Annotated in this window: 26 protein-coding genes; 13 read left to right on the top strand and 13 right to left on the bottom strand. The window is 63.3% G+C overall.

The window, feature by feature from the left end; all coding sequences use genetic code 11:
- The first annotated feature begins 3 nt into the window (after positions 1-3).
- The 5 genes from PSH94_RS10625 to PSH94_RS10605 are packed head-to-tail and all read left to right on the top strand — an operon-like array spanning position 4 to position 4565.
- On the top strand, positions 4-798 hold the full coding sequence (locus tag PSH94_RS10625; RefSeq protein WP_266248922.1) for an ABC transporter permease: 795 nt from the start codon (positions 4-6) through the stop codon (positions 796-798).
- A complete protein-coding gene (locus PSH94_RS10620; RefSeq protein ID WP_305437412.1) occupies positions 798-1088 on the top strand; it encodes a (2Fe-2S)-binding protein in 291 nt (96 codons plus the stop codon). Before PSH94_RS10625 ends, PSH94_RS10620 begins: the two co-directional genes overlap by 1 nt.
- On the top strand, positions 1085-2428 hold the full coding sequence (locus PSH94_RS10615; protein ID WP_305437411.1) for an NAD(P)/FAD-dependent oxidoreductase: 1344 nt from the start codon (positions 1085-1087) through the stop codon (positions 2426-2428). The genes PSH94_RS10620 and PSH94_RS10615 overlap by 4 nt, the downstream gene beginning before the upstream one ends.
- Complete coding sequence (locus tag PSH94_RS10610; RefSeq protein WP_305437410.1) at positions 2425-3522, top strand: FAD-binding oxidoreductase; 1098 nt, start codon at positions 2425-2427, stop codon at positions 3520-3522. Before PSH94_RS10615 ends, PSH94_RS10610 begins: the two co-directional genes overlap by 4 nt.
- Before the next feature lie 11 nt (positions 3523-3533).
- On the top strand, positions 3534-4565 hold the full coding sequence (locus tag PSH94_RS10605) for an ABC transporter substrate-binding protein (RefSeq protein WP_305437408.1): 1032 nt from the start codon (positions 3534-3536) through the stop codon (positions 4563-4565).
- 1304 nt (positions 4566-5869) lie between these two features.
- Here the strand turns inward: PSH94_RS10605 and nadE are convergent.
- The 3 genes from nadE to PSH94_RS10590 are packed head-to-tail and all read right to left on the bottom strand — an operon-like array spanning position 5870 to position 8563.
- Positions 5870-6685, bottom strand: a complete 816-nt coding sequence (nadE, locus tag PSH94_RS10600) for an ammonia-dependent NAD(+) synthetase (RefSeq protein WP_266248915.1) — start codon at positions 6683-6685, stop codon at positions 5870-5872.
- Position 6686: 1 nt separating this feature from the next.
- On the bottom strand, positions 6687-7904 hold the full coding sequence (gene pncB / locus PSH94_RS10595; RefSeq protein ID WP_266248914.1) for a nicotinate phosphoribosyltransferase: 1218 nt from the start codon (positions 7902-7904) through the stop codon (positions 6687-6689).
- Between the two features lie 11 nt (positions 7905-7915).
- Positions 7916-8563 carry a nicotinamidase gene (locus PSH94_RS10590; protein ID WP_181077047.1) on the bottom strand — a complete coding sequence of 216 codons (648 nt, stop codon included), beginning with the start codon at positions 8561-8563 and terminating at the stop codon, positions 7916-7918.
- A gap of 145 nt (positions 8564-8708) precedes the next feature.
- Here PSH94_RS10590 and PSH94_RS10585 point away from each other — a divergent pair, with 145 nt between their 5' ends.
- The gene (locus tag PSH94_RS10585; RefSeq protein ID WP_266248910.1) at positions 8709-9401 is read left to right on the top strand and encodes an NUDIX hydrolase; all 693 of its coding nucleotides are present in this window, start codon (positions 8709-8711) and stop codon (positions 9399-9401) included.
- 19 nt (positions 9402-9420) lie between these two features.
- On the opposite strand, the gene PSH94_RS10580 is transcribed toward PSH94_RS10585, so the two are convergent.
- The gene (locus tag PSH94_RS10580) at positions 9421-10194 is read right to left on the bottom strand and encodes an L-iditol 2-dehydrogenase (protein ID WP_181077044.1); all 774 of its coding nucleotides are present in this window, start codon (positions 10192-10194) and stop codon (positions 9421-9423) included.
- A 16-nt stretch (positions 10195-10210) separates the two neighbouring features.
- Entirely contained in the window at positions 10211-11536 is a 1326-nt protein-coding gene (locus PSH94_RS10575) for a sugar ABC transporter substrate-binding protein (protein ID WP_305437403.1), read from the bottom strand.
- 209 nt (positions 11537-11745) lie between these two features.
- Between PSH94_RS10575 and PSH94_RS10570 the strand changes: the two genes are divergently transcribed.
- The 3 genes from PSH94_RS10570 to PSH94_RS10560 all read left to right on the top strand — a co-directional run bounded on the left by PSH94_RS10570 (position 11746) and on the right by PSH94_RS10560 (position 14823).
- Complete coding sequence (locus tag PSH94_RS10570; RefSeq protein WP_305437401.1) at positions 11746-12666, top strand: AraC family transcriptional regulator; 921 nt, start codon at positions 11746-11748, stop codon at positions 12664-12666.
- Between the two features lie 172 nt (positions 12667-12838).
- Positions 12839-13786 carry a nucleoside-specific channel-forming protein Tsx gene (locus PSH94_RS10565; protein ID WP_181077039.1) on the top strand — a complete coding sequence of 316 codons (948 nt, stop codon included), beginning with the start codon at positions 12839-12841 and terminating at the stop codon, positions 13784-13786.
- A 14-nt stretch (positions 13787-13800) separates the two neighbouring features.
- Positions 13801-14823: a purine nucleoside permease gene (locus PSH94_RS10560; RefSeq protein ID WP_305437399.1), complete on the top strand. Its 1023-nt coding sequence runs from the start codon at positions 13801-13803 to the stop codon at positions 14821-14823.
- Between the two features lie 58 nt (positions 14824-14881).
- Here PSH94_RS10560 and PSH94_RS10555 read toward each other — a convergent pair whose 3' ends face one another.
- The 3 genes from PSH94_RS10555 to PSH94_RS10545 form a co-directional block, all read right to left on the bottom strand.
- Complete coding sequence (locus PSH94_RS10555) at positions 14882-15841, bottom strand: zinc-binding alcohol dehydrogenase family protein (RefSeq protein ID WP_253506748.1); 960 nt, start codon at positions 15839-15841, stop codon at positions 14882-14884.
- A gap of 27 nt (positions 15842-15868) precedes the next feature.
- The gene (locus PSH94_RS10550) at positions 15869-16042 is read right to left on the bottom strand and encodes a DUF1427 family protein (RefSeq protein ID WP_181077033.1); all 174 of its coding nucleotides are present in this window, start codon (positions 16040-16042) and stop codon (positions 15869-15871) included.
- 89 nt (positions 16043-16131) lie between these two features.
- A complete protein-coding gene (locus PSH94_RS10545) occupies positions 16132-16896 on the bottom strand; it encodes a helix-turn-helix transcriptional regulator (protein WP_305437396.1) in 765 nt (254 codons plus the stop codon).
- A gap of 115 nt (positions 16897-17011) precedes the next feature.
- Between PSH94_RS10545 and PSH94_RS10540 the strand changes: the two genes are divergently transcribed.
- On the top strand, positions 17012-17254 hold the full coding sequence (locus tag PSH94_RS10540) for a DUF6555 family protein (protein WP_181077030.1): 243 nt from the start codon (positions 17012-17014) through the stop codon (positions 17252-17254).
- A 16-nt stretch (positions 17255-17270) separates the two neighbouring features.
- On the top strand, positions 17271-17543 hold the full coding sequence (locus PSH94_RS10535; RefSeq protein WP_253506742.1) for a hypothetical protein: 273 nt from the start codon (positions 17271-17273) through the stop codon (positions 17541-17543).
- A gap of 63 nt (positions 17544-17606) precedes the next feature.
- Here PSH94_RS10535 and PSH94_RS10530 read toward each other — a convergent pair whose 3' ends face one another.
- From PSH94_RS10530 to PSH94_RS10520, 3 genes are all read right to left on the bottom strand, one after another.
- On the bottom strand, positions 17607-17777 hold the full coding sequence (locus tag PSH94_RS10530) for a metallothionein (protein ID WP_181077026.1): 171 nt from the start codon (positions 17775-17777) through the stop codon (positions 17607-17609).
- A gap of 89 nt (positions 17778-17866) precedes the next feature.
- The gene (locus PSH94_RS10525) at positions 17867-18319 is read right to left on the bottom strand and encodes a DMT family transporter (RefSeq protein ID WP_181077024.1); all 453 of its coding nucleotides are present in this window, start codon (positions 18317-18319) and stop codon (positions 17867-17869) included.
- A 4-nt stretch (positions 18320-18323) separates the two neighbouring features.
- On the bottom strand, positions 18324-18812 hold the full coding sequence (locus tag PSH94_RS10520) for a DMT family transporter (RefSeq protein WP_181077022.1): 489 nt from the start codon (positions 18810-18812) through the stop codon (positions 18324-18326).
- A 117-nt stretch (positions 18813-18929) separates the two neighbouring features.
- On the opposite strand from PSH94_RS10520, the gene PSH94_RS10515 reads away from it, so the two are divergent.
- The gene (locus PSH94_RS10515) at positions 18930-19862 is read left to right on the top strand and encodes a LysR family transcriptional regulator (RefSeq protein WP_253506739.1); all 933 of its coding nucleotides are present in this window, start codon (positions 18930-18932) and stop codon (positions 19860-19862) included.
- Position 19863: 1 nt separating this feature from the next.
- Here the strand turns inward: PSH94_RS10515 and PSH94_RS10510 are convergent, their stop codons facing one another.
- Both PSH94_RS10510 and PSH94_RS10505 read right to left on the bottom strand, forming a co-directional pair.
- Entirely contained in the window at positions 19864-21183 is a 1320-nt protein-coding gene (locus PSH94_RS10510) for an Nramp family divalent metal transporter (protein WP_181077018.1), read from the bottom strand.
- Positions 21184-21224: 41 nt separating this feature from the next.
- Positions 21225-22778, bottom strand: coding sequence for a DUF726 domain-containing protein (locus PSH94_RS10505; protein WP_305437394.1), 1554 nt, complete (start codon positions 22776-22778; stop codon positions 21225-21227).
- A 291-nt stretch (positions 22779-23069) separates the two neighbouring features.
- Here PSH94_RS10505 and PSH94_RS10500 point away from each other — a divergent pair, with 291 nt between their 5' ends.
- On the top strand, positions 23070-24878 hold the full coding sequence (locus tag PSH94_RS10500; RefSeq protein ID WP_305437392.1) for a monovalent cation:proton antiporter-2 (CPA2) family protein: 1809 nt from the start codon (positions 23070-23072) through the stop codon (positions 24876-24878).
- Positions 24879-24938 lie beyond the last annotated feature (60 nt).

The following is a 24938-nucleotide window of genomic DNA, read 5'->3' as shown; positions in this document are numbered from 1 at the left end:
CACATGTCCAGAAACGGTCCTTTGGCGCTCGGTTTCCATGGCCTGGTGGTGCTGTTCATGATGGCGCCGCTGGTGGTGGTATGCCTGGTGGCGTTCACCCCGGAGAACACCTTGAGCCTGCCTACCCAGGGGTTCTCCCTGCGCTGGTTCCGCGCGGTGTTCGAGCGCGCCGACTTTATCCAGGCGTTCTACAACAGCCTGATCCTGGCGTTCAGCGCTGCGACCCTGGCCACGCTGATCGCGGTGCCGGCGGCGCTGGCGATCAGTCGCTACTCGTTTGTGGGGCGCAACTTTTTCAGTGCCTTGTTCCTGTCGCCGATCATCATCCCGCACCTGGTACTGGGGGTGGCGATGCTGCGCCTGTTCGCCCTGATGGGGGTGAACGGCAGCTTCACCTGGTTAATGCTGGCCCATGTGGTGATCATCACCCCGTACGTGCTGCGGCTGGTGCTGGCGGCGGCCATCGGTATCGACCGCAGCGCCGAACAGGCGGCCGAGTCCCTGGGGGCCGGTCGCTTTACGCTGTTCCGCCTGATCACCCTGCCGATGATCCTGCCCGGCGTGGCCGGTGGCTGGCTGCTGGCGTTCATCAACAGCTTCGATGAAGTGACCTTGTCGATTTTTGTCAGCTCGCCGGCCACGCAAACCCTGCCGGTGCGCATGTACGTGTACGCCACCGAATCCATCGACCCGATGATGGCGGCGGTGTCGGCGCTGGTGATCGCGCTGACGGCGGCGACCATGATTCTGCTCGACCGGGTCTACGGCCTGGACCGCGTGCTGGTGGGGAAACATTGATGGCCCTGTTCAAACGCTTGGCCGACACCGCACGCCCTGCCATCGCGTTTACGCTTGACGGTCGACCGGCCAGCGCCCTGCTCGGCGACACGCTGCTGACCGCCGTGCTGACCTGCGGCGAACATCTGCGCGGCAGCGACTTCAGTGCCGAACGCCGTGCAGGGTTCTGCCTGATGGGCGCCTGTCAGGATTGCTGGGTGTGGCTGGAAGACGGTCGGCGCGTACGCGCCTGTTCGACGCTGCTGGAAGCGGGCCAGGCGATCCGCCGCGATCCGGGGCGCACAGCATGAAGCCGGTAGTGATTGTGGGCGCAGGCCCGGCGGGGATCAGCGCGGCGCGCACCCTGCTCGACCATGGCATCCGAGCCTGCCTGGTGGACGAAGGCCTGCGCGGTGGCGGGCAGATTTATCGGCGCCAACCCGAGGGCTTCCAGCGCACCGCCCGGCAACTCTATGGCTTCGAAGCGAGCAAGGCCGAAGCCGTGCATCGCACCTTGGATGAACTGGCGCCGTTGATCGACTATCGGCCACGTACCCTGGTGTGGAATGCCGAGGACCAGCGCCTGGACTTGCTCAGGGATGACCACGCCGACAGCCTCGAGTACTCACGGCTGATCGTCGCCACCGGCGCCACCGACCGTATCCTGCCGGTGCGTGGCTGGACCTTGCCCGGCGTGTACAGCCTGGGCGCGGCGCAGATCGCCTTGAAGTACCAGAGCTGCGCCATCGGTGAGCGGGTGGCGCTCTGTGGCAGCGGGCCGTTGCTGTATCTGGTGGCGTATCAATACGCCAAGGCCGGCGCAACGGTGGTGGCGGTGCTCGACAGCGCGCCGTTCAGTGCTCAATGCCGGGCGTTGCCGGCGCTGCTCGGGCAACCGGCGACCCTGGCCAAGGGCTTGTACTACCGCGCTTGGCTGACGGCTCACGGAGTGCCCGTACACCAAGGCGCGACGCTCGCGCAGATCGACGGTGAACAACGCGTCAGCGGCATTCGCTGGGGCACGCACACCCTCGCCTGCGACGCGGTCGCTTTCGCCCATGCCCTGCGCAGCGAAACCCAACTGGCGGACCTGCTCGGTTGCGCTTTCGCCTGGAACCCCTTGAACCGTGCCTGGCTGCCCACCCGCGACAGCGCCGGGCGCAGCAGCGTGGAAAGCGTCTACCTGGCGGGCGACGGTGCCGGGATCATGGGCGCGGATGCTGCCCAAATGGCCGGCGAACGCGCGGCGCTGGCGTTGCTGGAGGACGCCGGTATTGCCATCGATCAACAACGCCCCGCCGTTCTGGAACGCCAATTGGCGCGCATCCAGCGCTTTCGCCAGGGCCTGGAAAGCGCATTCCCCTTTCCTGAACACTGGGCGGCGCAGGCGCCGGACCGCTTGATGGTGTGCCGCTGCGAAGAAGTCAGCGCCGGCGATATTCGCGCGGTGGTGGATGAGGGGCACTGGGAGATCAACCGGGTCAAAGCCCACTGCCGGGTCGGCATGGGCCGTTGCCAGGGCCGAATGTGCGGGTTGGCGGCAGCGGAGATTGTCGCCGAGCGCAGTGGCCGCAACGTTGAAGACGTGGGCCGCCTGCGTGGCCAGGCCCCCATCAAGCCGCTGCCGTTCGGCGTGCAGGTGCAGCCATGACCGATGTGATCGTACTGGGCGGCGGCATTGTCGGCGCTTCGGCGGCAATGATGCTCGCCCATAAAGGCCAGCGCGTGGCGCTGCTGGAGCGCGACTTTTGCGGCTCGCATTCCAGCGGCGTCAATTACGGCGGCGTGCGCCGCCAGGGTCGGCCCTTGCATCAATTGCCGCTGTCGCAACGCGCCCATCAATTGTGGGGCGAGCTGCCGGGGCTGATCGGCATCGACGGCGAATACGTGCGCTGCGGGCATTTGAAGCTGGCCCGCAGCGCCGCCGATTTCGACGCGCTGCACGCCTACGCCGAGCGCACCCGCGAGTTTGATCTGGGCCTGCAACTGCTGGACCGCGTCGAACTGCGCGCGCGTTTCCCGTGGGTGGGCGACGTGGCGGTCGGCGCCTCGCTCTGCCCGGAAGACGGGCATGCCAACCCGCGCCTGGTGTCACCGGCCTTTGCCCGCGCCGCGCAACGGCACGGCGCGGTGGTGCACGAGCAGGCTGAGGTGGTGCACATCGAGCATGACGGGCAGGCGTTCCAGGTGCACTGCGCCAACGGCCTGCAGCTACGCGCACCCTGGTTGCTTAACTGCGCCGGAGCCTGGGCCGGCAGCGTGGCCGCCCAGTTCGGCGAGCCGGTGCCGATCACCTCGGCGCACCCGGCGATGCTGGTCACCGAGCCGCTGCCGGTGGTGATGAACGTCAGCACCGGCGTTGAAGGCGGCGGAATCTACGCGCGCCAGGTCGCGCGCGGCAATTGCATCCTCGGTGGCGGGCGCGGCTTTGCCCTGGGCCCGCGCCAGGCTCGCCCCGGACAGGCGGCGGTGCTGGAGATTCTGCGCAATGCCGCCGAGCTGTACCCGTTTCTCCAGGGCGCCCAGGCGATCCGCACCTGGAGCGGCACCGAAGGTTACCTGCCCGACCACGAACCGGTGATCGGCCCCAGCAGCAGCACACCGGGTTTGCTCCACGGCTTCGGCTTTGCCGGCGCCGGGTTCCAGCTCGGTCCCGCCGTCGGCGAAGCCCTGGCAGAGCTCGTCTGCTCCGGCCGCAGCCGCCAGCCCATCGAAGCGTTTTCCATCCGTCGTTTCCAAGCCTGAGAGGAACAACCATGAACCCACGCAATGCGCTGTCCTGCTTGACCCTCGCCCTGTTCGCCGCCGGCGCCCATGCCGCGCCGACGCTGTACCTGGGCATGAACGGCGGCACCATGGAACGGGTGTATGCCGACAAAGTGCTGCCTGCGTTCGAGAAGGCCAACAACGTCAAGGTGGTGATCGTGCCCGGCACCTCGTCGGACATTCTCGCCAAGGTCCAGGCCAACAAAGACAACCCGCAGATGCACGTGATGTTTCTGGACGACGGCATCATGTACCGCGCCATTTCCATGGGCCTGTGCGACAAATTGGCCCCCAGCCCGACCCTGGAGCAGATTCCGCCCAAGGCGAAAATCAAGGACGAAGCGGTGGCCGTGACTCTGGGCGTCACCGGCCTTGGCTACAACGCCAGGCTGTTCAAGGAAAAAGGCTGGGCCGCGCCCACTTCATGGATGGACCTGGCCGACCCGCGTTTCAAGGACAAAGTGGTGTTCCAGTCCCTGGCCTCCTCCACCTTCGGCCTGCACGGTTTCTTGATGTTCAACCGTTTGCAGGGCGGCGACGAGACCAACGTCGACCCCGGCTTCAAGGCCTGGCCGAAAACCATCGGGCCCAACGTGCTGGAATACATCGCCAGCTCGGCGAAAATCTCCGAGATGGTGCAGACCGACGAAGCCGCGATCTTTCCCCTCACTCCAACCCAGGTCGCCACGCAGAAACTGCTCGGCGTACCGATGGAATATGCGCAACCGAAGGAAGGCGCGGTGGTGCTGAACGTCGCCGAATGCGTAATCGCCCGCAACGACCAGCCGGAGCTGGCGCAGAAACTCGCGGCCTACCTGCTGACCGCCGAAGCCCAGGCACCGGCGCTGGAGGAAGGTGACCAGATCCCCTCGAACCCGACCACGCCGACCACCGACAAGACCCGCGCGCGGGTGGAAGCGATGCAGGGGTATTTGCAAACGGCGATTTCAATTGACTGGGACCAGGTGAACCAGGCGCGGCCGGAGTGGAATGCGCTGTGGAGCCGGTCGATTGAGCGGTAGAGCGCGGGGCCAGCCCGCTCACCACGGAGTTATTTCAGCCTTTGAAACGTGTGTAGATATCTATGGCTATCGGGGCCAGATTCACCGAGTTGCCGTGGGGTGGCCCAGAGGATTTTAAATGTGGGAGGGGGCTTGCCCCCGATGGCGGCCTGACAGCCGACCAGAATGTTGGATTAAACCGAGTACATATCCGTTGCTGCGGTTACGGCGGCTATGGGTTCCGCCCTTACGGCGGGTCACTTTTGGAAGAGCGCCAAAAGTAACCAAAAACGCTTTGCCCCACCACTCGGCACCTCGCCTAGGCTCGGTGTACCCGTAATCCGACATTGATTTGGAGGGCCGCCGCCACGCGCCATCCATGGCGCGGGGCGGCTAAACCGGCATCCCTGCCGGTTTACCCTCCAAATCAATGCCGAATTCCGGCCAGCGTGGTTAACGGGGCGCCTGAGATCAAAAGCAAAAGCGAGAGCAAGAGCGGCTCGCTTCGCATCGTGGTTAGGGTTGGTGGCTGCATATCTTCGGTGACATAGCCTGAGAAAATGAGGTTCTCGTGGTGAGCGGGCTTGCTGTGGTGAGCGGGCTGGCCCCGCGCTGGGCTGCGAAGCAGCCCCAAACCCAGGCACCTCGGTGTGTCAGCTAAACCCCATCGCCTGGAATGGGTCCGCTTCGCAGCCCAGCGCGGGGCCAGCCCGCTCACCACAGAGTTATTTCAGCCTTTGAAACGTGTGTAGAGATCTATGGCTACCGGAGCCAGATGCACCGAGTTGCCGGGCGGTGGCCCAGAGGAATTTAACTGTGGGAGGGGGCTTGCCCCCGATGGCGGCCTGACAGCCGACCAGAATGTTGGATTAAACCGAGTACATATCCGTTGCTGCGGTTACGGCGGCTATGGGTTCCGCCCTTACGGCGGGTCACTTTTGGAAGAGCGCCAAAAGTAACCAAAAACGCTTTGCCCCACCACTCGGCACCTCGCCTAGGCTCGGTGTACCCGTAATCCGACATTGATTTGGAGGGCCGCCGCCCCGCGCCATCCATGGCGCGGGGCGGCTAAACCGGCATCCCTGCCGGTTTACCCCCCAAATCAATGCCGAATTCCGGCCAGCGTGGTTAACGGGGCGCCTGAGATCAAAAGCAAAAGCGAGAGCAAGTGCGGCTCGCTTCGCATCGTGGTCAGGGTTGGTGGCTGCACATCTTCGGTGAAACATAGCCTGAGAAGATGAGGTTCTCGTGGTGAGCGGGCTCGCTCACCACCTGCGAGCCTGTTCACCATAAGCAAGCCCACTCGTCCCGGACAGGGTGCGAGGTTAGACGGGAACGATGGGCAGCGCGCGTTTGTGTGCGGTCTTGTGGTAGGCGTTCTCCACTATCGTGCGTACCTGCTCGCTGACGGGTTCGCCCATCAGGTAGGCATCGATATCGTCGTAGGTGCAGCCGTAAGCCACTTCGTCGAGTTTGCCCGGCGCCAGTTCTTCGAGGTCGGCGGTGGGGGCTTTTTTGACCAGGTTGGCCGGCGCGCCCAGCGCGGTGCCGAGCAGGCGTACCTGGGTCTTGGTCAGACCGGACAGCGGCGCCAGGTCGCAGGCGCCGTCGCCGAATTTGGTAAAGAACCCCATCAGCGCTTCGGCGCCATGGTCGGTGCCCACCACCAGCCCGTTGTGCAGGTTAGCCACGGCGTACTGCGCGATCATGCGGGCGCGGGCCTTGACGTTGCCTTTGATGAAATCCACCTGAGCGGCGCTGGCTTCGCTGGCCTCCAGGCTGGCCATCAAGCCGTCGACACTGGCGGCGATGTTCAGCGTGTCGATCTGGTCCGGCTGGATAAAGTCCAGGGAGGCCTGGGCATCGTGTTCATCGGCTTGGCTCTTGTAAGGCAGGCGCATGGCGATAAAACGCGCGGCATAGCCATCGTCACGCAGTTGCTCGGCGGCCAGCTGACACAAGCGGCCGGCGACCAGCGAGTCGACACCGCCGCTGATGCCCAGCACCAGCGCTGTGCAGCCGGACTGGCGCAGCGTGTGTTTGATGAAATCGATGCGCCGCTGGATTTCCTGGGGCTCGCCGCCCTGGCCCAGCGCGCGGTTGATGTTCAGTTCCTGAGCGATGCGGTCCTGGGTTTGCATGTCACACCTCCACTTTGCCAACGTTGAAGACTTGCGCGGCGTACTGCAAAAACGAGGCGTCTTCGCAGACGTTTTTCACCGGGTCATCGGAGAACTTCACCACCGGTTCGCCATGGACCCGCACCAGTTTCATCACGATGCTCAGCGGCTCCACGCCGTCCACATCGCACGCCAGGCTGGTGCCCATGCCGAAACCGAACCGTGCCTTGCCACGAATGTGGCGCAGGATCGGCACGCATTTTTCGAAGTTCAGCCCATCGGAAAACATAAGGTCTTTGGTCATCGGGTCGATGCCGAGTTCCTTGTATCTGGCCAGCACTTTGTCGGCCCACACAATGGGGTCACCGGAGTCCTGGCGCAGCCCGTCGTAGAGTTTGGCGAAGTACAGGTCGAAATCCTTGAGGAAGAAATCGGTACTGATGCAATCGGTCAGGGCGACACCGAGGCGTCCCCGGTATTCACGCACCCAGTTTTCCAGGGCGGCGTTCTGGCTCTCGCGCAGGCGCCCCAGTTGCTGGTGCACCATCAGCCACTGGTGAGCCATGGTGCCGATCAGCGGCAAGTCGAACTCATAGGCCAGGTGTGCGTTGCTGGTACCGATGAACTGGCCGGGGAAATCGCGGCGCATGATGTCGACCACTTCGCGCTGGGCCTTGAACGACAGGCGCCGGCGGGTCGAAAAGTCCGAGACGCGCAAATCGGCAAGTTCGTCGCGACTGAGGTTTTTCTCCAGCCAGTCGAATTTCTGATAGAGCTTGCGGGTGACGTCTTCGAGGGTCACGTCGGGGTATTTATCGCGATTGCGCAGTTCGCTGACCAGCGCCAGCACCGGTTGTTCGAACATGATGCAGTGCAGCATCGGGCCGATCACGCGGACGTTGAGCTGGCCGTCCACTTCGCTGACGTGGATATAACGCAGGTTGAAGCGGAACAGCCCGAGGAAGCGCTCGTAATCCGGGGAGAGGTACTCGCGAAAGCGCGGGTTGAACAGAAAGCGCAGCTCGCCCTCGCGCATCTGCAGGTCGGCGAGTTTCTCAAGCTCGGCGCGCAGTTCAGGGATCAGGTGGCCGAGTTTTTCCTTGGACCGCACGATGAAGTTGTACTCGACATCGACGTTGGGGTGCTGGTGCAACACCGCCTGCATCATGGTGAAGGTGTAGTAATCGGTGTCGAGCAGGCCCTGGATCACCGGGGCTTGGTAGTCGTATGCACTTTCCATGGTGTCTCTCCTTAACGCGTGGCCATCGCGGCCAGTTCTTCGCGGGTGCGGCTGACAGCGGCACCGGCCTTGAGTAACTCATTGACGGCCTGCTCGCCGCCCTCCTCGCTGATCCCGCGGCACGCCGGCAGGTGCAGGACCACCTCCAGGCCGGCCCTGAGCAGTTGCAAGGCAGTGGTCTTGACGCAGAAGTCCAGGGCCAGGCCACCGACGATGACTCGCAGCACACCGTGGGCTTTCAAATACTCGATGACGCCGGTGGACAGTTTGTCGTGCAGATCGTGGTAGCAGGCGCCGTAGGGGTGCAGGTCAGGCTCGACGCCTTTCCAGACGAAGTAATCGTAGTCATAGGGAGTGGGCAATTCGTCGAGCAACGTAAACCCTTCGGTGCCCGGCACGCAGTGGCTGACCCAGGTGAGATCGGCGTGGACCAGGCCGGTGGCCTGCATCATCTCGGCCTGCTCCCGGACCACCCACGGAGCGTTGGGGGTGTGCGCGTCTTTACTGCCGATGCGGTGCCCGGCCAGGCTGGCCATGTAGTTGAGTTCGGCGCCGATCCGGTCACCGCCTGCCACAGGCAACTCGTTGGGGCACAGCGGCGTAAAGCTCTTCTGGGCATCGACGTCGAATGAAGCAATGGCAGTTTTCGAAAGGGTCATGGCGTTTCTCCTGTGGCCTGGAAACAAAAGTACACGTCATGTACTTTCAAAGCAAGAAACATTTATTTATATGTGCCAACGCGAGTACATGACATATCGCTTCGATCCGTTAGACTGTACCCATCGTTGTTAGGAAGGATGTCCCATGTCACTGAGCCCGTACCTGCACACCGTCGATCTGTGCGTGCTGTTTTACTGCCGCGCCTCGGGAGAACTCAAACTGCTGCTCAACCAGCGCGATGCGCAACCGTTCGCCGGTCACTGGGCATTGCCGGGGGTGGTGGTCAATGGCGGCGTGCAAGATCTGAGCCTCAAGGATGCGGTGGAGCGATTGCGCGCCAGTGACAAGGTCGGCCTGGAGCTGGCCTGGTGCGAACAGGTCGGCACGGTGGGCGATGCCTTCCGCGACCCGCGCTGCTGGTCGTCGTCGACGTATTACCTGGCAATCGTGGCGCAGGAAGTGAGCCTGGGCGAGCGTCAGGGCTGGTTCTCGTTGAATGCCGTGGCGGATGGCAGGATCAGGCTGCCGTTCGATCACAACCTGATCGTTGCAGCCGTGCTCGAGCGGCTCTTGTCCAAGTCGTTATACAGCAGCTTGCCGTTGATGTTCCTCGGGCATGAATTCAGCGCGCCGCAAGCGACGTCGATCTTTTCCCTGGTGTTGGGCAGGCCGGTGCTCAAGACCAGTATTCGTCAGCGTCTACTGAAGCTGACCGAGGCGGGATACCTGCGCGAGACCGGGCGTAAGAAGCCGGGTGAAGGCGGCCGGCCCCAGGCCACGCTGGAACAGCTGAAGCCTGGGTCGGTGTATTTTTTCGATCGCAGTTTTGCCGAGTAGCCTTGCTGCCCGGCAGGGCTCAGTTCATCCAGTTACCGCCGTCGACGTTGTAGGTCTGGGCCACCACGTAGTCAGCTTCCTTGGACGCCAGGAAGATCGCCATGCCGGTGAGGTCCTGCGCGGTGCCCATGCGCCCGAACGGCACCTCGGCCCCTACGCGTTTTTTCTTCTCGCCCGGCGCCAGGCCTTCATGCCGGGCGAACAGCGCGTCCACGCCGTCCCAGTGCTCGCCGTCCACCACGCCGGGGGCGATGGCGTTGACGTTGATGCCCTGTTTGATCAAGTTCAATCCCGCTGATTGGGTCAGGCTGATCACCGCCGCCTTGGTCGCGCAGTACACCGCCACCAGCGGCTCGCCGCGTCGACCGGCCTGGCTGGCCATGTTGATGATCTTGCCGCCGTGGCCCTGGCGGATCATCTGCCGCGCAGCGGCCTGCAAGGTGAACAGCGTGCCGCCGACGTTGATCGAGAACAGCCGTTCGAAGCTTTCGCGGGTGATGTCGACGATGGGCGCCAGGTCGAACAACGCCGCGTTGTTGACCAGGATGTCCAATTTGCCGGCATGGGCCACCACCGCATCGATCGCGGCGTCGATGGAGCCTTGGTCGGTCACATCCATCGCTACCGCGTAGGCCTGGGGCCCCAGTTCGGCGGCGGTTTCACGAGCCTTTTGCAGGTTGATATCGGCGATGGCCACCGTGGCGCCTTCTGCGATGTACGCCTGGGCAAAGGCACGGCCGATGCCTCGCGCCGATCCGGTGATCAGCGCGCTCTTACCGTCGAGTCGTTTCATGGTGATGTCCTGAGGATTATTTGGGATAGCCGGCGCGCTTCATCTCGCGCTCGGTGCTGGTCTGCGCCTGCTGCAGGGCCTGATCGACCGACATGCCGCCCGTGAGCGCGGCCGAGAACAACTTGCCGACCGAGGTGCCGATGGCCTGGAACTCGGGGATGGTCACGTACTGGATGCCCACATACGGCACCGGTTTGAGCGATGGGTGCGCAGGGTCGGCATGGCGCATCATCTCCAGCGTCACCTGGGCAAACGGTGCAGCCTTGAGGTATGCCGCGCTATAGGTGGACTGGCGTGTGCCCGGCGGTACGTTGGTGATGCCTTCTTTGTCGGCGACCAGTTGGATGTAGTCCTTGGACGTGGCCCAGGCGATAAAGGCCTTGGCGGCATCCTTGTGCCTGGAGGTGGCCGGGATTGCCAGCGACCAGGCGTACAACCAGGAGGAGCCTTTGTCGGTGACTTCGGTCGGGGCCGCGGCAAAGCCGACGCTGTCAGCGACTTTACTCTGGCTCTTATCGGTCGTGAACGAGCCGGCCACGCTGGCATCGACCCAGATCGCGCACTTGCCGCTGTTGAACAGCGCCAGGGTTTCGTTGAAGCCGTTGCTGGACACCCCCGGCGGGCCGTATTGCTTGAGGGTGTTGACGTAGAAGTTGGCCGCCGCCGTCCACTCGGGGCTGGTCAGCTCAGGCTTCCACTGTTCGTCGAACCAGCGCGCCCCGAATGCGTTGGCCAGGGTGCTGAGCAACGCGACGTTTTCGCCCCAACCGGCCTTGCCGCGCAAACACATACCGTATTGGCCCTTGTCCTTGACGGTGAGTTTGGCGGCGAATTCGCCAAGCTGGCTCCAGGTCGGGTGCGCGGGCATGCTCAGGCCGGCCTGCTGGAACAGGTCGGTGCGGTAGTAGGTTACGGTGCTTTCGCCGTAGAACGGCAAGGCGTACAGGGTGTTGTTGACCGACAGGCCCTGGCGCACCGACGGGAAGATATCGTCGGCGTCGTAATCGGCCGGCAGTTGCGTCAGCGGCTCCAGCCACTGCTTGGCGCCCCACAGCGGCGTCTCGTAAGTGCCGATGGTCAGCACATCGAACTGCCCGCCCTGGGTGGCGATGTCGGTGGTGAGGCGCTGGCGCAGGACGTTTTCTTCGAGGACCACCCAGTTGAGCTTGATGTCCGGGTGCTGTTGCTCGAACACCTTGGACAGGCGTTGCATGCGGATCATGTCGCTGTTATTGACCGTGGCGATGGTCACGGTGTCGGCGGCCTGGCTGGGCAAAGCCAAGGCCAGACCGGTAAGCCCGAACAGCACGTGTGCAAGCGTGGTTTTGCAGGTTAGGAGCATGACGGTTTCCACCTGTTGTTTTTGTTGTTGAGCGCCGATTACAGCAGCTTGGTTACGCCCTCACAAACCCGTGGCGGATGCGCCGCTGGTACTTTTTTAACCCTTGGCAACGCTGCAAAAAAGTATCGGCGGCGGGCGCAAGCGCGGGTAGCGCGCGGGTGCTCAGCGGCGTATTTTTAGGCGTTCCCACAACGACAAGAGGCATCGCCATGCCCGTCAGCCGCGCCGCTCTGTTCGAACACCGCCCTGCCGAGCGCGAAGTAATCCTGCCCGAGCCCGACCACTGCTTTCGCTGGTTTGAACACGACTATCCCTATGACCTGGCACGCTGGAACCACCATCCCGAGTTTGAGATCCACCTGATCCGCCAGGGCAGCGGCAAGCTGGTGGCGGGCGACTACATTGGCGCGTTCAGCGCCGGGCACGTCGCACTGATCGGCCCCGACCTGCCCCACGACTGGATCGGCGACCTCGCCCCCGGCGAGTACCTGGCCGGCCGTGACGTGGTGCTGCAATTCGACGGCGCCGCCCTGCTCGCTCTGCGCAATACCCTGCCGGAACTCGGCGACGTGCAGCGCTTGTTCGAACAGGCGCGGCGCGGCCTGGCTTTCAGCGGCGACACCGCCGTGCGGGCCGCGAGCCTGCTGGAAGACATTGGTCGCGCCCAGGGCCTGCAGCGGCTGATCCTGTTCCTGCAGCTGCTCGACACCCTCAAGAACGCCCCGCCCTCGCAGGCCCAGGCCCTGGCCAGCCCGTGCTACGCCCCCACCCTGGATGCGCGCAGTGCCGAGCGCATCAACAAGGCGTTCGACTACCTGATGCGCGAACTGACCGGCGATGTGCGCCTGTCGGAGATCGCCCGCCAGCTGGACATGAGCGAGCCGGGGTTTTCACGTTTCTTCAAGCGCAACACCGGCCATGGGTTTATCGACTTGATGCGCAAATTCCGGGTGCAGCGCGCTTGCCGCTTGCTGCTGCACAGCCAGATGTCGGTGGCGGATATCTGCTTTGAAGTGGGCTACGCCAACCTGTCGAATTTCAACCGACACTTTCGCATCGAGATGCAGCAGACGCCGAGCGAATATCGACGCGAGACGGCGATTCACCTGTTCAACCGCAGCACAAAATGACACCCAGCCAATGTTGATCAATGGGTCGACTATTGGCTGAATTTTCCAGCCATTTCAGTCCTGTAAACGAAGTTGGTACATCCTGTGCAAACGTTTGCGATACGAACTTGCCAGCCAAGCTCCTCGCTGCCCGAGCAATCGGGTTTAAACCGCGTAAGAACAGGGATTTTCAATGCAACCCACCTCCAGGCTCCCCGCCCCCTTTGCTGTTTCCGTGCTACTGGCCGCCGTTACGGGACTACTCAGCGCACCCATTTTGGCGCAGACCACGCCATCCGATGACTCAGCACAGGGCGAAACCCTCGCCCCCGAAGCCAGCCCGCCGAAGAAAGGCGCGTACCTGTCGGAGTGGTTCAACCAGGACCTGACGCTGATCGGCAGCAAAGACATCAGTTTCGGCCCCAAGCCACAGGACGATGTCTACCTGGAATACGAGTATTTCGGTCGCAAGGGCCCGTTCGAGCTGTACGGCTATATCGATGTGCCGAAGATCCTCACCATCGGTAACAGCAATGACAAAGGCGTGTGGGACCATGGCTCGCCGGTGTTCATGGAGCATGAACCGCGCATTTCCATCGACTACCTGGCCGGACGCAGCCTGGCCATCGGGCCATTCAAGGAATGGTACGTGGCGTTCGACTGGATCTACGATCACGGCAGCAACAAGGAAAACCGCGCCAATACGCTGTACAGCGGCCTGGGCACCGACATCGAGACCCACTCGCGGGTCAACCTGTCGGCCAACTTCTATGGACGCTACCAGTGGGAAAACTACGGGGCGAGCAACGAGTATTCCTGGGATGGCTACCGTGCACAGATGAAGTACATCGTGCCTATCGGCAAGTTCGACAACGGTGCCTCGCTGACCTACATCGGCTTCACCAACTACGATTTTGGCTCGGACCTGCACAAGGACAACCCGGCGCGTACCGCCAACGCCCTGGTCGCGACCAACGTGCTGCTGTATTCGTTCACGCACCTGCGCTTCACTCTGGTTGGCCGTTACTTTCACAACGGCGGCAACTGGGAAGACGGCAGCGAGTTGAATTTCGGCGACGGCAACTTCCGCGCGCGCTCCGACGGCTGGGGTTACTACGCCGGCGTGGGCTACCAATTCTGATCAAGGAGCAACAGATGAACGCATTCAACCGTCTTTCGATTGCCATCAGCCTCGCCCTGCTGCCCCACGTGGCGCTGGCACAGGCGCCGATCAAGCCCAAGGTAATGCTGGTCACCATGTTCGCCCCCGAGGCGCAAACCTGGATAGACCGCCTGGCGCTCAAGCAGGAAGTGCGCGTGCCGGGCCTGTCCGCCGAGTACCCGGTAATCCGCTGCAACACCCAGGACGTGTGCCTGCTGGTCACCGGCATGGGCCAGACTAATGCCGCCGCATCCACCCTGGCCCTGGCGTTGTCACCGCAGTTCGATCTGCGCCAGAGCTACTTTCTGGTCGCGGGCATCGCCGGTATCAGCCCCAAGCACGGCACCCTCGGCACCGCTGCGTGGGCTCACTATCTGGTGGAGTTCGGCACGCAGTGGGAGTTGGATTCGCGGGATGTGCCCAAGCAATGGCCGACCGGTTACCTGGGCATCAACACCAAGGGGCCCAACGAGAAACCGCCGCTGGACTACAAAACCGAGGTGTTCGAGCTCAACCCCAAATTGCAGGCCAAGGCCTTCGCTTTGTCGCACCAGGTCGAACTCAGCGAAAGCAAGGAGTCGGCCGCCTGGCGCAAACACTACCCCGCCGCGCCCGCCAACCAGCCGCCGCGGGTCACTCGCTGTGACACGCTGGCCGGCAATACCTGGTTCTCCGGCACGCGGCTGAGCGAGCGCGCCGAGGTATGGACCAAGCTGCTGACCGACAATAAAGGCGAGTACTGCACCACTCAACAGGAAGACAATTCCACCTACGAAGCCCTGCTGCGCGCCAGCCGCGAAGGTCTGGTGGATATCCAGCGCCTGGCGGTGGTGCGCGCCGGCTCGGACTTCGACCGTCCTTACCCTGGCTACAGCGAAGTGGATAACCTGCTCAAGTACGCCGATCAGGGCGGCTTCGTACCGGCGCTGGAGAACCTGTATCGCACGGGCAACCCGTTGGTGCTGGCGATCCTGAACAACTGGTCGGCGTGGGAGAACGGGGTGCCGGACGCCTGAGACCATTAGGCTTGCGACGGGGCGCTTGCCGTGCTGAGCAGGCGCCCCTCTGCACCTATCAGGGCACCAGAATGATTTTATCCGCGCTGCCCTGGTTCACCGTTTCATAACACCCGACCCCTTCGGCCAGCGCCACCTCGCGCAGGCCAGTCGGCAGCGGCAGCGAACCTTCATCGAAGAAACGCCCGAACTGCTCCAGCATCGCCGCGCATTGTTCGCAGTCATAGAGCAATGAGTTGATGCCCACCACCGAGCCGCCCTTGCGATACAGCGCCAGGGCCGGCAATTGCACGTGCCCGTCCACCGGTGCGGCGATGATCGCGATGCGCCCGAACGCCGCCAGCCCCGCCACGGCCGCCGGCAACCAGAAGCCGGTGGTGTCGAAGATCACATCCGCACCGCCGGCGAACACCTCATGCACCTGCGCGCCCAGCGTTTCAGGCTGGCCCAGGGCAATCGCGGCGAAACCCTCGGCCTGTAACGACTCGACCTGCTCAGCGCGGCGTACCGCCGCCAGCACCTGGGCACCGCGGATTTTCGCGAGAGCCAGGGCCGCGCTGCCCACCGCGCCATTGGCACCGATCACCAGCAACCGCGTGCCGCTGCCCACACCGCTGCGCTCCAAGGCATCCCATGCAGTGGTGTACGGCACCCCGAGGCTGGCCGCCTGGGCAAAGCTCAATTGCGCGGGTTTGCGCGCCACGCCCTTGGCCGAGACGGTCAGGTACTGCGCATGGGAGCCGTCGGCGAAGAAGCCCAGGTCCCGACCGGTGCCCCACACTTCCTGGCCGAGCAGTGCCTGGGGGCCCTGCACCACCACGCCGGCAAAGTCGCGGCCGGGAATACGCGGCAACGTGGTGTAGGGGAAACGCCCGAGCACGTTCTTGACGTCGCTGGGGTTAAGGCCGGCGGCTTTGATCTGCACCAGCACTTCACCCAAGGCCGGAACCGGCGTGGGGACGTCAACCAGGCGCAGCGCGGCGAGGTCGCCGGTGGTGGAAAATTGCAATGCGTTCATGCGTGCTCTCCCGCAGAAAAAAAGGGTTCAGGACAGCCAGCCGCTGACCAGTTGCCGGCCCATGGGCCAGAGTTTTTCGCCGAGCAGCATGCCCATCAGGCCCACCAGGGCGATGGCCGGCGGTGCGGGCGAGCGAAAATCCAGGGCGCCGTAGAGCACGCCGACCAGCAGGCCAATGGCCAGGGAAATCAGATAATCCATGGGGGTTACGCCGTGTCAGTTGAGAGCGCCAGTCTAGGCAGCGCGCCGCGCCGACATCGGCCAAGAGCTTCAGGATATCGGCCAACCCTTCAACCCACGTACTGCGACGGTGCTACCCCCAGCTCGCGGCGGAACATGTCGCTGAAACTGCTCGGCGAATAACCCAGTGCGCGGGCAATGCCACTGACCGACTGGCCCTGGATCAGCGCCGCCACCGCCGTGGCCAATTGCACCTGGCGCCGCCATTCGGCGAAACCCATGCCCAGGTGACCCTGGAACAGCCGCGCCAGGGTGCGCACGCTGGCACCGGCCGCTTCGGCATGCTGCTCGAACGGGATCGCCAGGGACGGCGCCGCCATCACCGCCTGACACGCGTTCATCAGCCGGCGGTCGGCGCCCACCGGCATGGCGATGCGGATCGACGAGCGGCGCGCACGGTGCAACTCCAGCAGGGCCAGGCCGACCACCGCGTCGTAGTAGGCGCCATCGCCGCTGTCGCCCTGCTCCACCAGCGTGACGATCAGCTCGCGCAGCAGCCCACCGACATCGATCACCTGCACCTCGGCATCCAGCGTGGCCGCCAGTGCCGGGCGCAGGTAGATGTTGCGCATCTGCAAATCCGACACCACGCGAATCCCGTGTTCCACCCCCGGCGGCAGCCAGACCGCGCGCTGGGGCGGTACCACCAGGGCCTCGCGCGGGGTTTCAACCCACATCACGCCGCTCATGGCGTAGAGCAACTGGCCCCAGTCATGGCGATGGGGCTCGATGTAAAGCCCGCGCGGATACGTGCGCGCCAGGGGCTGCACGGGGACGGCGGGATCGGTCAGGTCGGGGGGCGCTGCCAGGGCCATGGGCGGTCGTCTTGGGTGGATGAGCGGCCATGGTAATGAGCACCGCTCGACAATCCGAGTGAATTTTCAGCGCCGCCGGGGATCACTTGCTTATACCACCAGGGACGATGGCCCCATGACTAACGCAAAACTGTTTGTAATCGACTACACCCTTCATGGCGAAGCCAAGTCATTCATTATTCGTCTGGAAAAACTCGACACTCTGGAAGCCTGGCATTGGGCCAGTTGCGACGCGGGCGTCGGCCGTATTGGGCGCTTCGCACGCGAGCAGGTGAAAAAGACCAGCCCGGCCCAGGCCGAAAAGTACGGCATCCAGAACGTGCAATGGCGCCGCTCGGACGCACGCGCGCAGGCATGAAAGAGGAGAAAACAGCATGGCTTTACCCGAACACGTCACTGGCAAGGCACACATCGACTATACCCAGAACACCTTGTTCGGGCCGTTGGCCAAGCAGGCCGAATGTCAAGTGAGCCTGGAGCACACGTCCGAGCGGCTGGTGCTCAAGGTGTTCCAACCGCTGCCGGAAGATTTGCAGGATGCACAGACCGTAGTGTTTGCGCTGCAAGGCCGACGTACCAGTGCGGTCGTCAGAGACAGCCGGCGCCTGGCCGACCAGAGCCTGCAACTGCAGCTTGAAGCGCAGTAACCCGTACTGAAGAAGCGTGTGGCGGGCCGGCCTGCCCGCCACAACGCCCGCGCTTGCCCTACCTCAGCTTTTAGCCGACTTGGCGCACTCGCATCCCGTGGCTGAAGCACACGGCTCGCCATGAGCGTGGTGCTCGGCACAGCCCGGGCAGCAATAACCCTTACCGTCCTTCATTACCGCATCGACGCCCAGTACACATTTGCAGTGCGGGCAGGCACAGGTTTGATCTGGCATGGTCAGACTCCTCGTTCATGGTCGTCAAGGTGCGGCGAGCGCCGGCACCTTTAGCACTGACTGCGAGCCCGCGCCGATCGTTCAAACCTTCAGTCGCTGCGCGTATTGCTGCGGTACATGAATACCAGCGCCAGGGCCAGGCACACCATGGCCACCAGGCGACTGCCCGACAATTCGATGGCCGGGTTGCCCAACCAGCCGAAATTATCGATCAGCATGCCCATGCCCAACTGCCCGACGATCACCGCCACGGTGGCCACCGCCGTGCCGACCACCGGCACCGCGCCCACCATCACCATCATGTACACCACCCCGAACAACGCCCCGGTCAGTTGCCACTTGGGCACGTCCAGCAGGCTTACGGCTTGGGCCGGCTCAAAGAAGAAAATCAACAGCGCGGTGGTCAATGCACCGACCGCGAAGGTCAACAGGCTGCTGCGCAGCACGCCGACTGTCTGCCCCAGGCGGCCATTGATCGCCGCCTGCACGCTGAGAACCGCGCCGGCGGCAATCACCACTATCAGTAAAAAAATCAGATTCATCGCCTTACCCTCGTGCAATCAGAACAAGTGCCGCCACAATCAACGCCAGCGCGATCCAGCGCTCGCCATTAACCCGCTTGCGCGCCGTGCCGAACCAGCCGAAATGGTCAATCAGCACGCTCTTGCCCACTTGCCCGGACAGGATCGCGATCATCGTCATCGCAATGCCGATGTGCGGCGTGGCAAGGGTCAGCACCACCACATACATCGGCCCCAGGAACCCGCCGATCAACTGCCAGCGCGGCAAATCGGTGAGCGCCGGACCCTTTTGCGGACCGCTGAATAACAGCAACAGGAACAGAATCGCCGAACCCACGCCGAAAATGCTCAAGGTCGCCCACAAATGCCCCACCTGAACCCCCAGCGGCCCAAGCAGACCGGCTTCCACCGATAAACCCATGCCGGCCAGGATCACCAGCGGCAACAGCAGCAAGCGCAACAGATTTCTTTTCGGCCTGGCCTGCGCCACGCCCTCAATGGAACTTGCCTGCATACATCACCTGCGTTTCAACGTTGGAAGAATGGCGCGCATTATCCGGTAGCTGTGCTGTGCGATAAATGGCAGCATGCGGACAACACCTTTGCGCAATGCGCACAGCATGGAGCCGTAATGCAGGGTTTGAATGAATTGAGTTTCAAGGCGTTGCGCCTGTTTGTGGCGGTGCTGGACTACGGCAGCTTTTCCGAAGTAGCGCGCCGCGAAGGTTTGGCGCCCTCTTCGATTTCGCGCCAGATCCAGTTGATGGAGCACGCCCTCGGGCAACAGTTGCTGTATCGCCACACTCGCGCGGTCAGCCCCACCGAGGCCGGGCGCCTGCTCGGACGGCACGCGCGCCTGATGCTGGAGCAATTGGAAGCCGCTGGCCAGGCCCTGCAGGAGCAGGACAGCGAACCCAGCGGCCTGGTGCGCATTAACGCGCCGATGGTGTTCGGCCAGCGCCACTTGTCGCCGTGGCTTGGCGAGTTATGTCGGCGCTACCCGAAGCTGCAACTGGATATCCAGCAAACCGACACCTACGTCGACCCATTACAGGACGGTACCGACCTGCTGTTTCGCATCGGCGTGCTCAACGATTCCAGCATGCAGGCGCGCATTTTCGCGCCGCAACGCTTTCGCATCGCCGCCAGCCCCGCTTATCTGGCCCGACATGGCACACCCCGTCACCCGGACGAACTGGCCGCACACCAGTGCCTGGCCTATAAAGGCGTCACCGGCCAGCAACGCTGGTTCTTCCGCCGCGCCCAGGGCGATTGGACGCCCTACAGTGTCAAAGGCCCCATCACCGGCAACCACGCCGACACCCTGACCCACGCCGCCGAACAAGGCCTGGGGCTGGTGGTGTTTCCCTCCTGGCTGATTGGCGACAGCCTGCGCGCCGGCACCTTGCAGGCGGTGCTGACCGACTACGACGTAGCGACCACACTGGAGCCCCAGCAGATCGCGGCGTTGTGGCCGGGCAGCCGGCGTTTGTCGCTGAAGGTGCGTACGGTGATCGATTACTTTGTGGAGTGTTTTGGCACAGTGCCGTATTGGGATCGCTGACTCAAAACAACCACTGTCCAATCAACCACGCGTTGGCGCCACTGATCAGGGCGAACAACATCCACGCCAGCAAACGCGTCGGCAGCCGGTTCACAAACGGCCCCATCAGTTGTTTATCACCGGTCATACGAATCAACGGATACAGCGCAAACGGCAATTGCAGGCTGAGCACCACCTGGCTGAGCACCAGCAGCTTGCCGATCGCCTCATCGCCCATCAGCCACACGCCGACAAACGCCGGGATCAGCGCCAGCCCGCGAGTGATCAGGCGACGTTGCCAGCAGGGAATCCGCAGGTTGAGGTAGCCCTCCATGATCACCTGCCCGGCGATGGTGCCGGTAAAGGTTGAACTTTGGCCCGACGCCAGCAGGGCGATGCCAAACAGAACGCTGGCGAAGGCGCCGCCGACCAGAGGGTCAAGCAGGTGATAGGCGTCCTGGATTTCCACCACATCGGTATGGCCGGTCTGGTGAAACGCAGCGGCAGCCAGTACCAGAATCGCGGCGTTCACCAGCAGGGCCAGGGCCAGGGAGCCGATGGTGTCGATGCGCGCCAGTTTCACCGCGTCCTGTTTGCTGGCGAGGTCCTTACCGATCAGGCGGGTTTGCACCACGGAACTGTGCAGATAGAGGTTATGGGGCATCACTGTGGCGCCCAGGATGCCGATGGCCAAGTACAGCGGCGCCGCATCGCTGATGGCCGACAGTGACGGCGCAAAGCCGCTGAACACCTCGGGCCAATGGGGCTTGATCAGCACCAGCTCGACAAAGAAACACACACCAATGGTCGCCACCAACGCCAGCATGATCGCTTCCAGGCGACGGAAACCACGATTTTGCAGGGCCAGGACCAGTAAGGTGTCGAACGCGGTGATCACAATGCCGGTGGTCAGCGACACCCCCAGCAGCAAATGAAACGCCAGGGCGCAGCCCAGCACTTCGGCGAGGTCGGTGGCGATGATGGAAATTTCCGCCAGCACCCACTGGGTGCGCGCCGAGCGTCGGCTGTAGCGTTCGCGGCACAGTTGCGCAAGATCCTTGCCGGTGGCGATGCCCAACCGCGAACATAGGCACTGCACCGCCATGCCCGCCAGGCTGGCCAGCAACACCACGAACAACAGGCTGTAGCCGTAACGCGAACCGGCTTCGATGGCCGTGGCCCAGTTGCCCGGGTCCATATAGCCGATGGAAATCAACAGGCCGGGACCGGCGAACATCAGGGCGCGCTTGAAGAACGAGGCCTTGGGGTCAACGATGACGGAGCCGGCCACTTCCGGCGGGCAGAACGGGGCGGTAGCGATTTTTGGCAGGCTGAATTTCACGCGATATCCCAGGCAAACACACTCGACAGGCACGCAGCTTATCAGTCGGATGCAACCGTGCGCATCACCGTCTCCCGTGGCAGGTCAAAGGCTTCCACCACCTGCACCACCAAGTCCATTTCCTGGTTCAGCGCCTCACGCTCCATACGCTGGCGAATCGCGCCGATCACCAGCACCGCCAGGGTGGTGACTGAATACGCCGGGCCGGAAAACGCCCGCACTCCGGTCACCAGCAACATCGCGGCAGCCAACGCCTGGCCCACCACCGGGATCGCCGAGGCGGCGCCACGGCGCAGGATAAAACCGGTCAACCCGGCCAGCGCAGTGCCGCTCAACGCTGCGGTGGCCGAACGCCCCTTGTCGAAACGACGGAAGACGCCCTGCTCTTTCTGCGCGGCCACCTGGAGTTCCGCATCGAACACCAGCCGGTCGGCGTTGCTGAGTTTGCCCTTGTACTGCTCGATCAGTTTTTCCGCGATCAGAGCCTCAAGGTCTATCAACGCCAGGTTTTCGAGCGGCGCGTCAAATGTGAGGCCCAATCGCCGCGCCACATCTTCGGCGATCTGCCGGTAGGTGACGCCGTGACCACGGGCGAGGTTCATCAAGCTGTCACCGCCCATGCGTTGCAACGCGATGGTCAGCTTGAGCGGTTCACGCACGGTGGGGTCGATCGAGGCACTGCGTTTTTGCGCCATCAGCTCGGCCAGAAACTTCAATTCCTCCGGCCGCGCCTGCACCAGGGCCGCAAACAGATCCACGTCCTCCTCGGCAAACCGCACCTCGCTGCTGCGCTGGTCGGCGCGGATCATGCCGCGCCGCTCGTGCAGCAGGTCGGTGTACTGCACCACCGTCTGCAATTGCGGCCAATAGGCCGCGTGATCGAAGGTGGCCAGGTGCACATTACAGACCTTGGCCTTGAGCGCCGGCGTGACCGGGATCGGATAGCGGCCGATGCATCGCTCGGTGTCCGGTTTTATCGCCAGGGCCCAGTCCTTGCTGGAATGACAGTTGATCACCCGGCCGCTCAGCAGGGCCGACACCTCTTCCCACGGGCTCGACGTGCAGATCGCCCCGCCCATCAGCAGCAGGTTGTCCAGCGGCAATTGGCGGGCGGTGCCGGGGTTGGCCAGCAGGCTCTTGACCAGAATCCGTGCACCCAGGGAATGGCCGATCAGGTTGATACGTCGCACCGGCAGCGACTCCTGCCGCAGGTAGCGGGTCAATTCGGGCAGCAAGGTCTTGGCCACTTCATCGACCCGCGCTTCGACACTTTTGTAGTGGTCGAGGAAATAGGCGATTGCCTTACCCACCCCAACCGTCGCCGCGCCCAGGCTGCCGCCGCCGAGCATGGCCGCGATCACGTCCTTGAATGGCGCGAACAGGTTTTCCAGAAAATGCCCCGCCGGCCAGAACAGCATCAGGTTGGTCGAGCCTTCGATACCGGCCAACTGCTGCTTGAAATTGCCCAATTGCTGCCGGTTGAAGAATGCCGAATACCCATGCACGTAGAGATTGAGCACCTCGCCCTGGGGTTCGCCGCACAGCAGAAACGTGGGCTTGCGGGTGCGGTGCATATCATCCCACTGGTGCTGCATGGGCAAGGACTCCGGGTAACGAGGGACGCCGATAGTAACAAACTGTGAGCGACGGCAAGGTGAATCCTGACCGGCGTGGCAGTCTCCAGGTAAAGGCATGATGCTCGGCCTCAACGCATAAGCCCGAGACAGGCGGGCGATGGCAAAACGCTCAACCGGCGAAGTTATCGATTTTCACCTGCCCATCGGGGAAGATCGCGACCTGCCACGCAGCAAAAACACAATTCTCATCCTGTAAAAAGCGCTCTAATACCCGCCTGTTGATTGGCTTTGAAGATTTTGGAGTTCGCAATGCCCCATGAAGGCAACCTGTTACAAGCGGCCGTGGTGTTTCTGCTGGCGGCCGTGCTCACCGTGCCCCTGGCCAAGCGCCTGCAGTTGGGCGCGGTGTTGGGCTATCTGTTCGCCGGGGTGATCATCGGCCCGTCGGTACTGGGCCTGATCGGCAATCCGCAAAGCGTGGCGCAGTTTTCGGAACTGGGGGTGGTGCTGCTGCTGTTTATCATCGGCCTGGAACTGTCGCCCAAGCGGTTATGGGTGATGCGCAAGGCGGTGTTCGGCGTAGGCCTGGCTCAGGTGCTGTTGACCGGCCTGGTGATGGGCGTGGTGGCACTGTGGCTATTTGGCCAGCCATGGAACAGCGCAATCGTGCTGGGCCTGGGCCTGGCGCTGTCGTCCACGGCGTTCGGCCTGCAGAGCCTGGCCGAACGCAAGGAGCTGAACCAGCCCCACGGTCGCCTGGCTTTCGCGATCCTGCTGTTCCAGGACATCGCCGCGATCCCTCTGATCGCCATGGTGCCGCTGCTGGCCGGCAGCGATCACCCCACTACCGAAGCTCAGGGCCTGCAGCATGTGTTGCAGATCCTGGGCAGCATCGCCGTGGTAATCATCGGCGGACGCTATCTGCTGCGGCCGGTGTTTCGCATCGTCGCCAAGACCGGCTTGCGCGAAGTGTCCACCGCCACCGCGCTGCTGGTGGTGATCGGCACCGCGTGGCTGATGGAGCTGGCGGGCGTGTCGATGGCCCTCGGCGCGTTCCTCGCCGGCCTGCTGCTGGCGGACTCGGAATACCGCCACGAACTGGAAGCGCAGATCGAACCGTTCAAGGGCCTGCTGCTGGGGCTGTTCTTTATCAGCGTGGGCATGGGCGCCAACCTCGGCCTGCTGCTCAGTTCGCCGTTGATCGTGATCGGGCTGACCCTGCTGTTGATCGGTCTGAAATTGCCGCTGCTTTACGCAGTCGGTCGGCTGGTGGGCGATCTCAATCGCGAAAGCGCCCTGCGCCTGGGCGTGGTGCTGGCGGCCGGCGGTGAGTTCGCGTTCGTGGTGTTCAAGATCGGCCGCGACCAAGGCCTGTTCGAGCCGCACCTCTACGATGTGCTGGTGCTGACCATCACCTTGTCCATGGCTGTCACGCCGCTCTTGTTACTGGTGTGCCCGAAGCTGTTCAGGCCCAAGGTCAAACCGGTGGAAGTGCCCGAAGAGTACCGCGCCATCGAAAGCGACGCGCCGCGCGTGGTGATCGCCGGCATGGGCCGCATGGGCCAGATCGTGGCCCGTATCCTGCGTGCGCAGAACATCTCCTTCATTGCCCTCGATACTTCGGTGGAAACCATCGAGCTGACCCGCAGCTTCGGCGGCATGCCGGTGTTTTACGGCGACCCGCAGCGCCCGGAAATCCTGCACGCGGCCAAGGTGGATCAGGCCGAATTCTTCGTGATCGCCATGGATGACCCGGAGATCAACATCAAGACCGCCGAGCTGGTACGCAACCTCTACCCGCACATGAAGATCATCGCCCGCGCCCGAAACCGTCAGCACGTCCATCGCCTGGTGGACCTGGACGCCTCGCCGGTGCGCGAGACCTTCTACTCCAGCCTGGAAATGAGCCGCCGCGCCCTGGTCGGCCTGGGGCTCAGCCAGGCTCAGGCCGATGCACGCATCACGCGCTTCAAGAACCACGACCAGCAAGTGCTCGCCGCCCAACACGCGGTGTACGACGACGCCGCCAAAGTGATGCAGACCGCCCAGGAAGCTCGGGCGGAGCTGGCGCGGTTGTTTGAGATGGACCGACTTGAGGAAGAGTCCGACAAGGTGTGAGGTAAGGGATGAACGATATTGCGAAATTTCTGACAGAATACGGCGCAATTTCGTTTATCC

Source organism: Pseudomonas sp. FP2254 (assembly GCF_030687695.1).
In the GTDB taxonomy this organism is placed as follows: Bacteria; Pseudomonadota; Gammaproteobacteria; order Pseudomonadales; family Pseudomonadaceae; genus Aquipseudomonas; species Aquipseudomonas quebecensis.
This window is presented reverse-complemented; position numbering and strand designations above follow the sequence as displayed.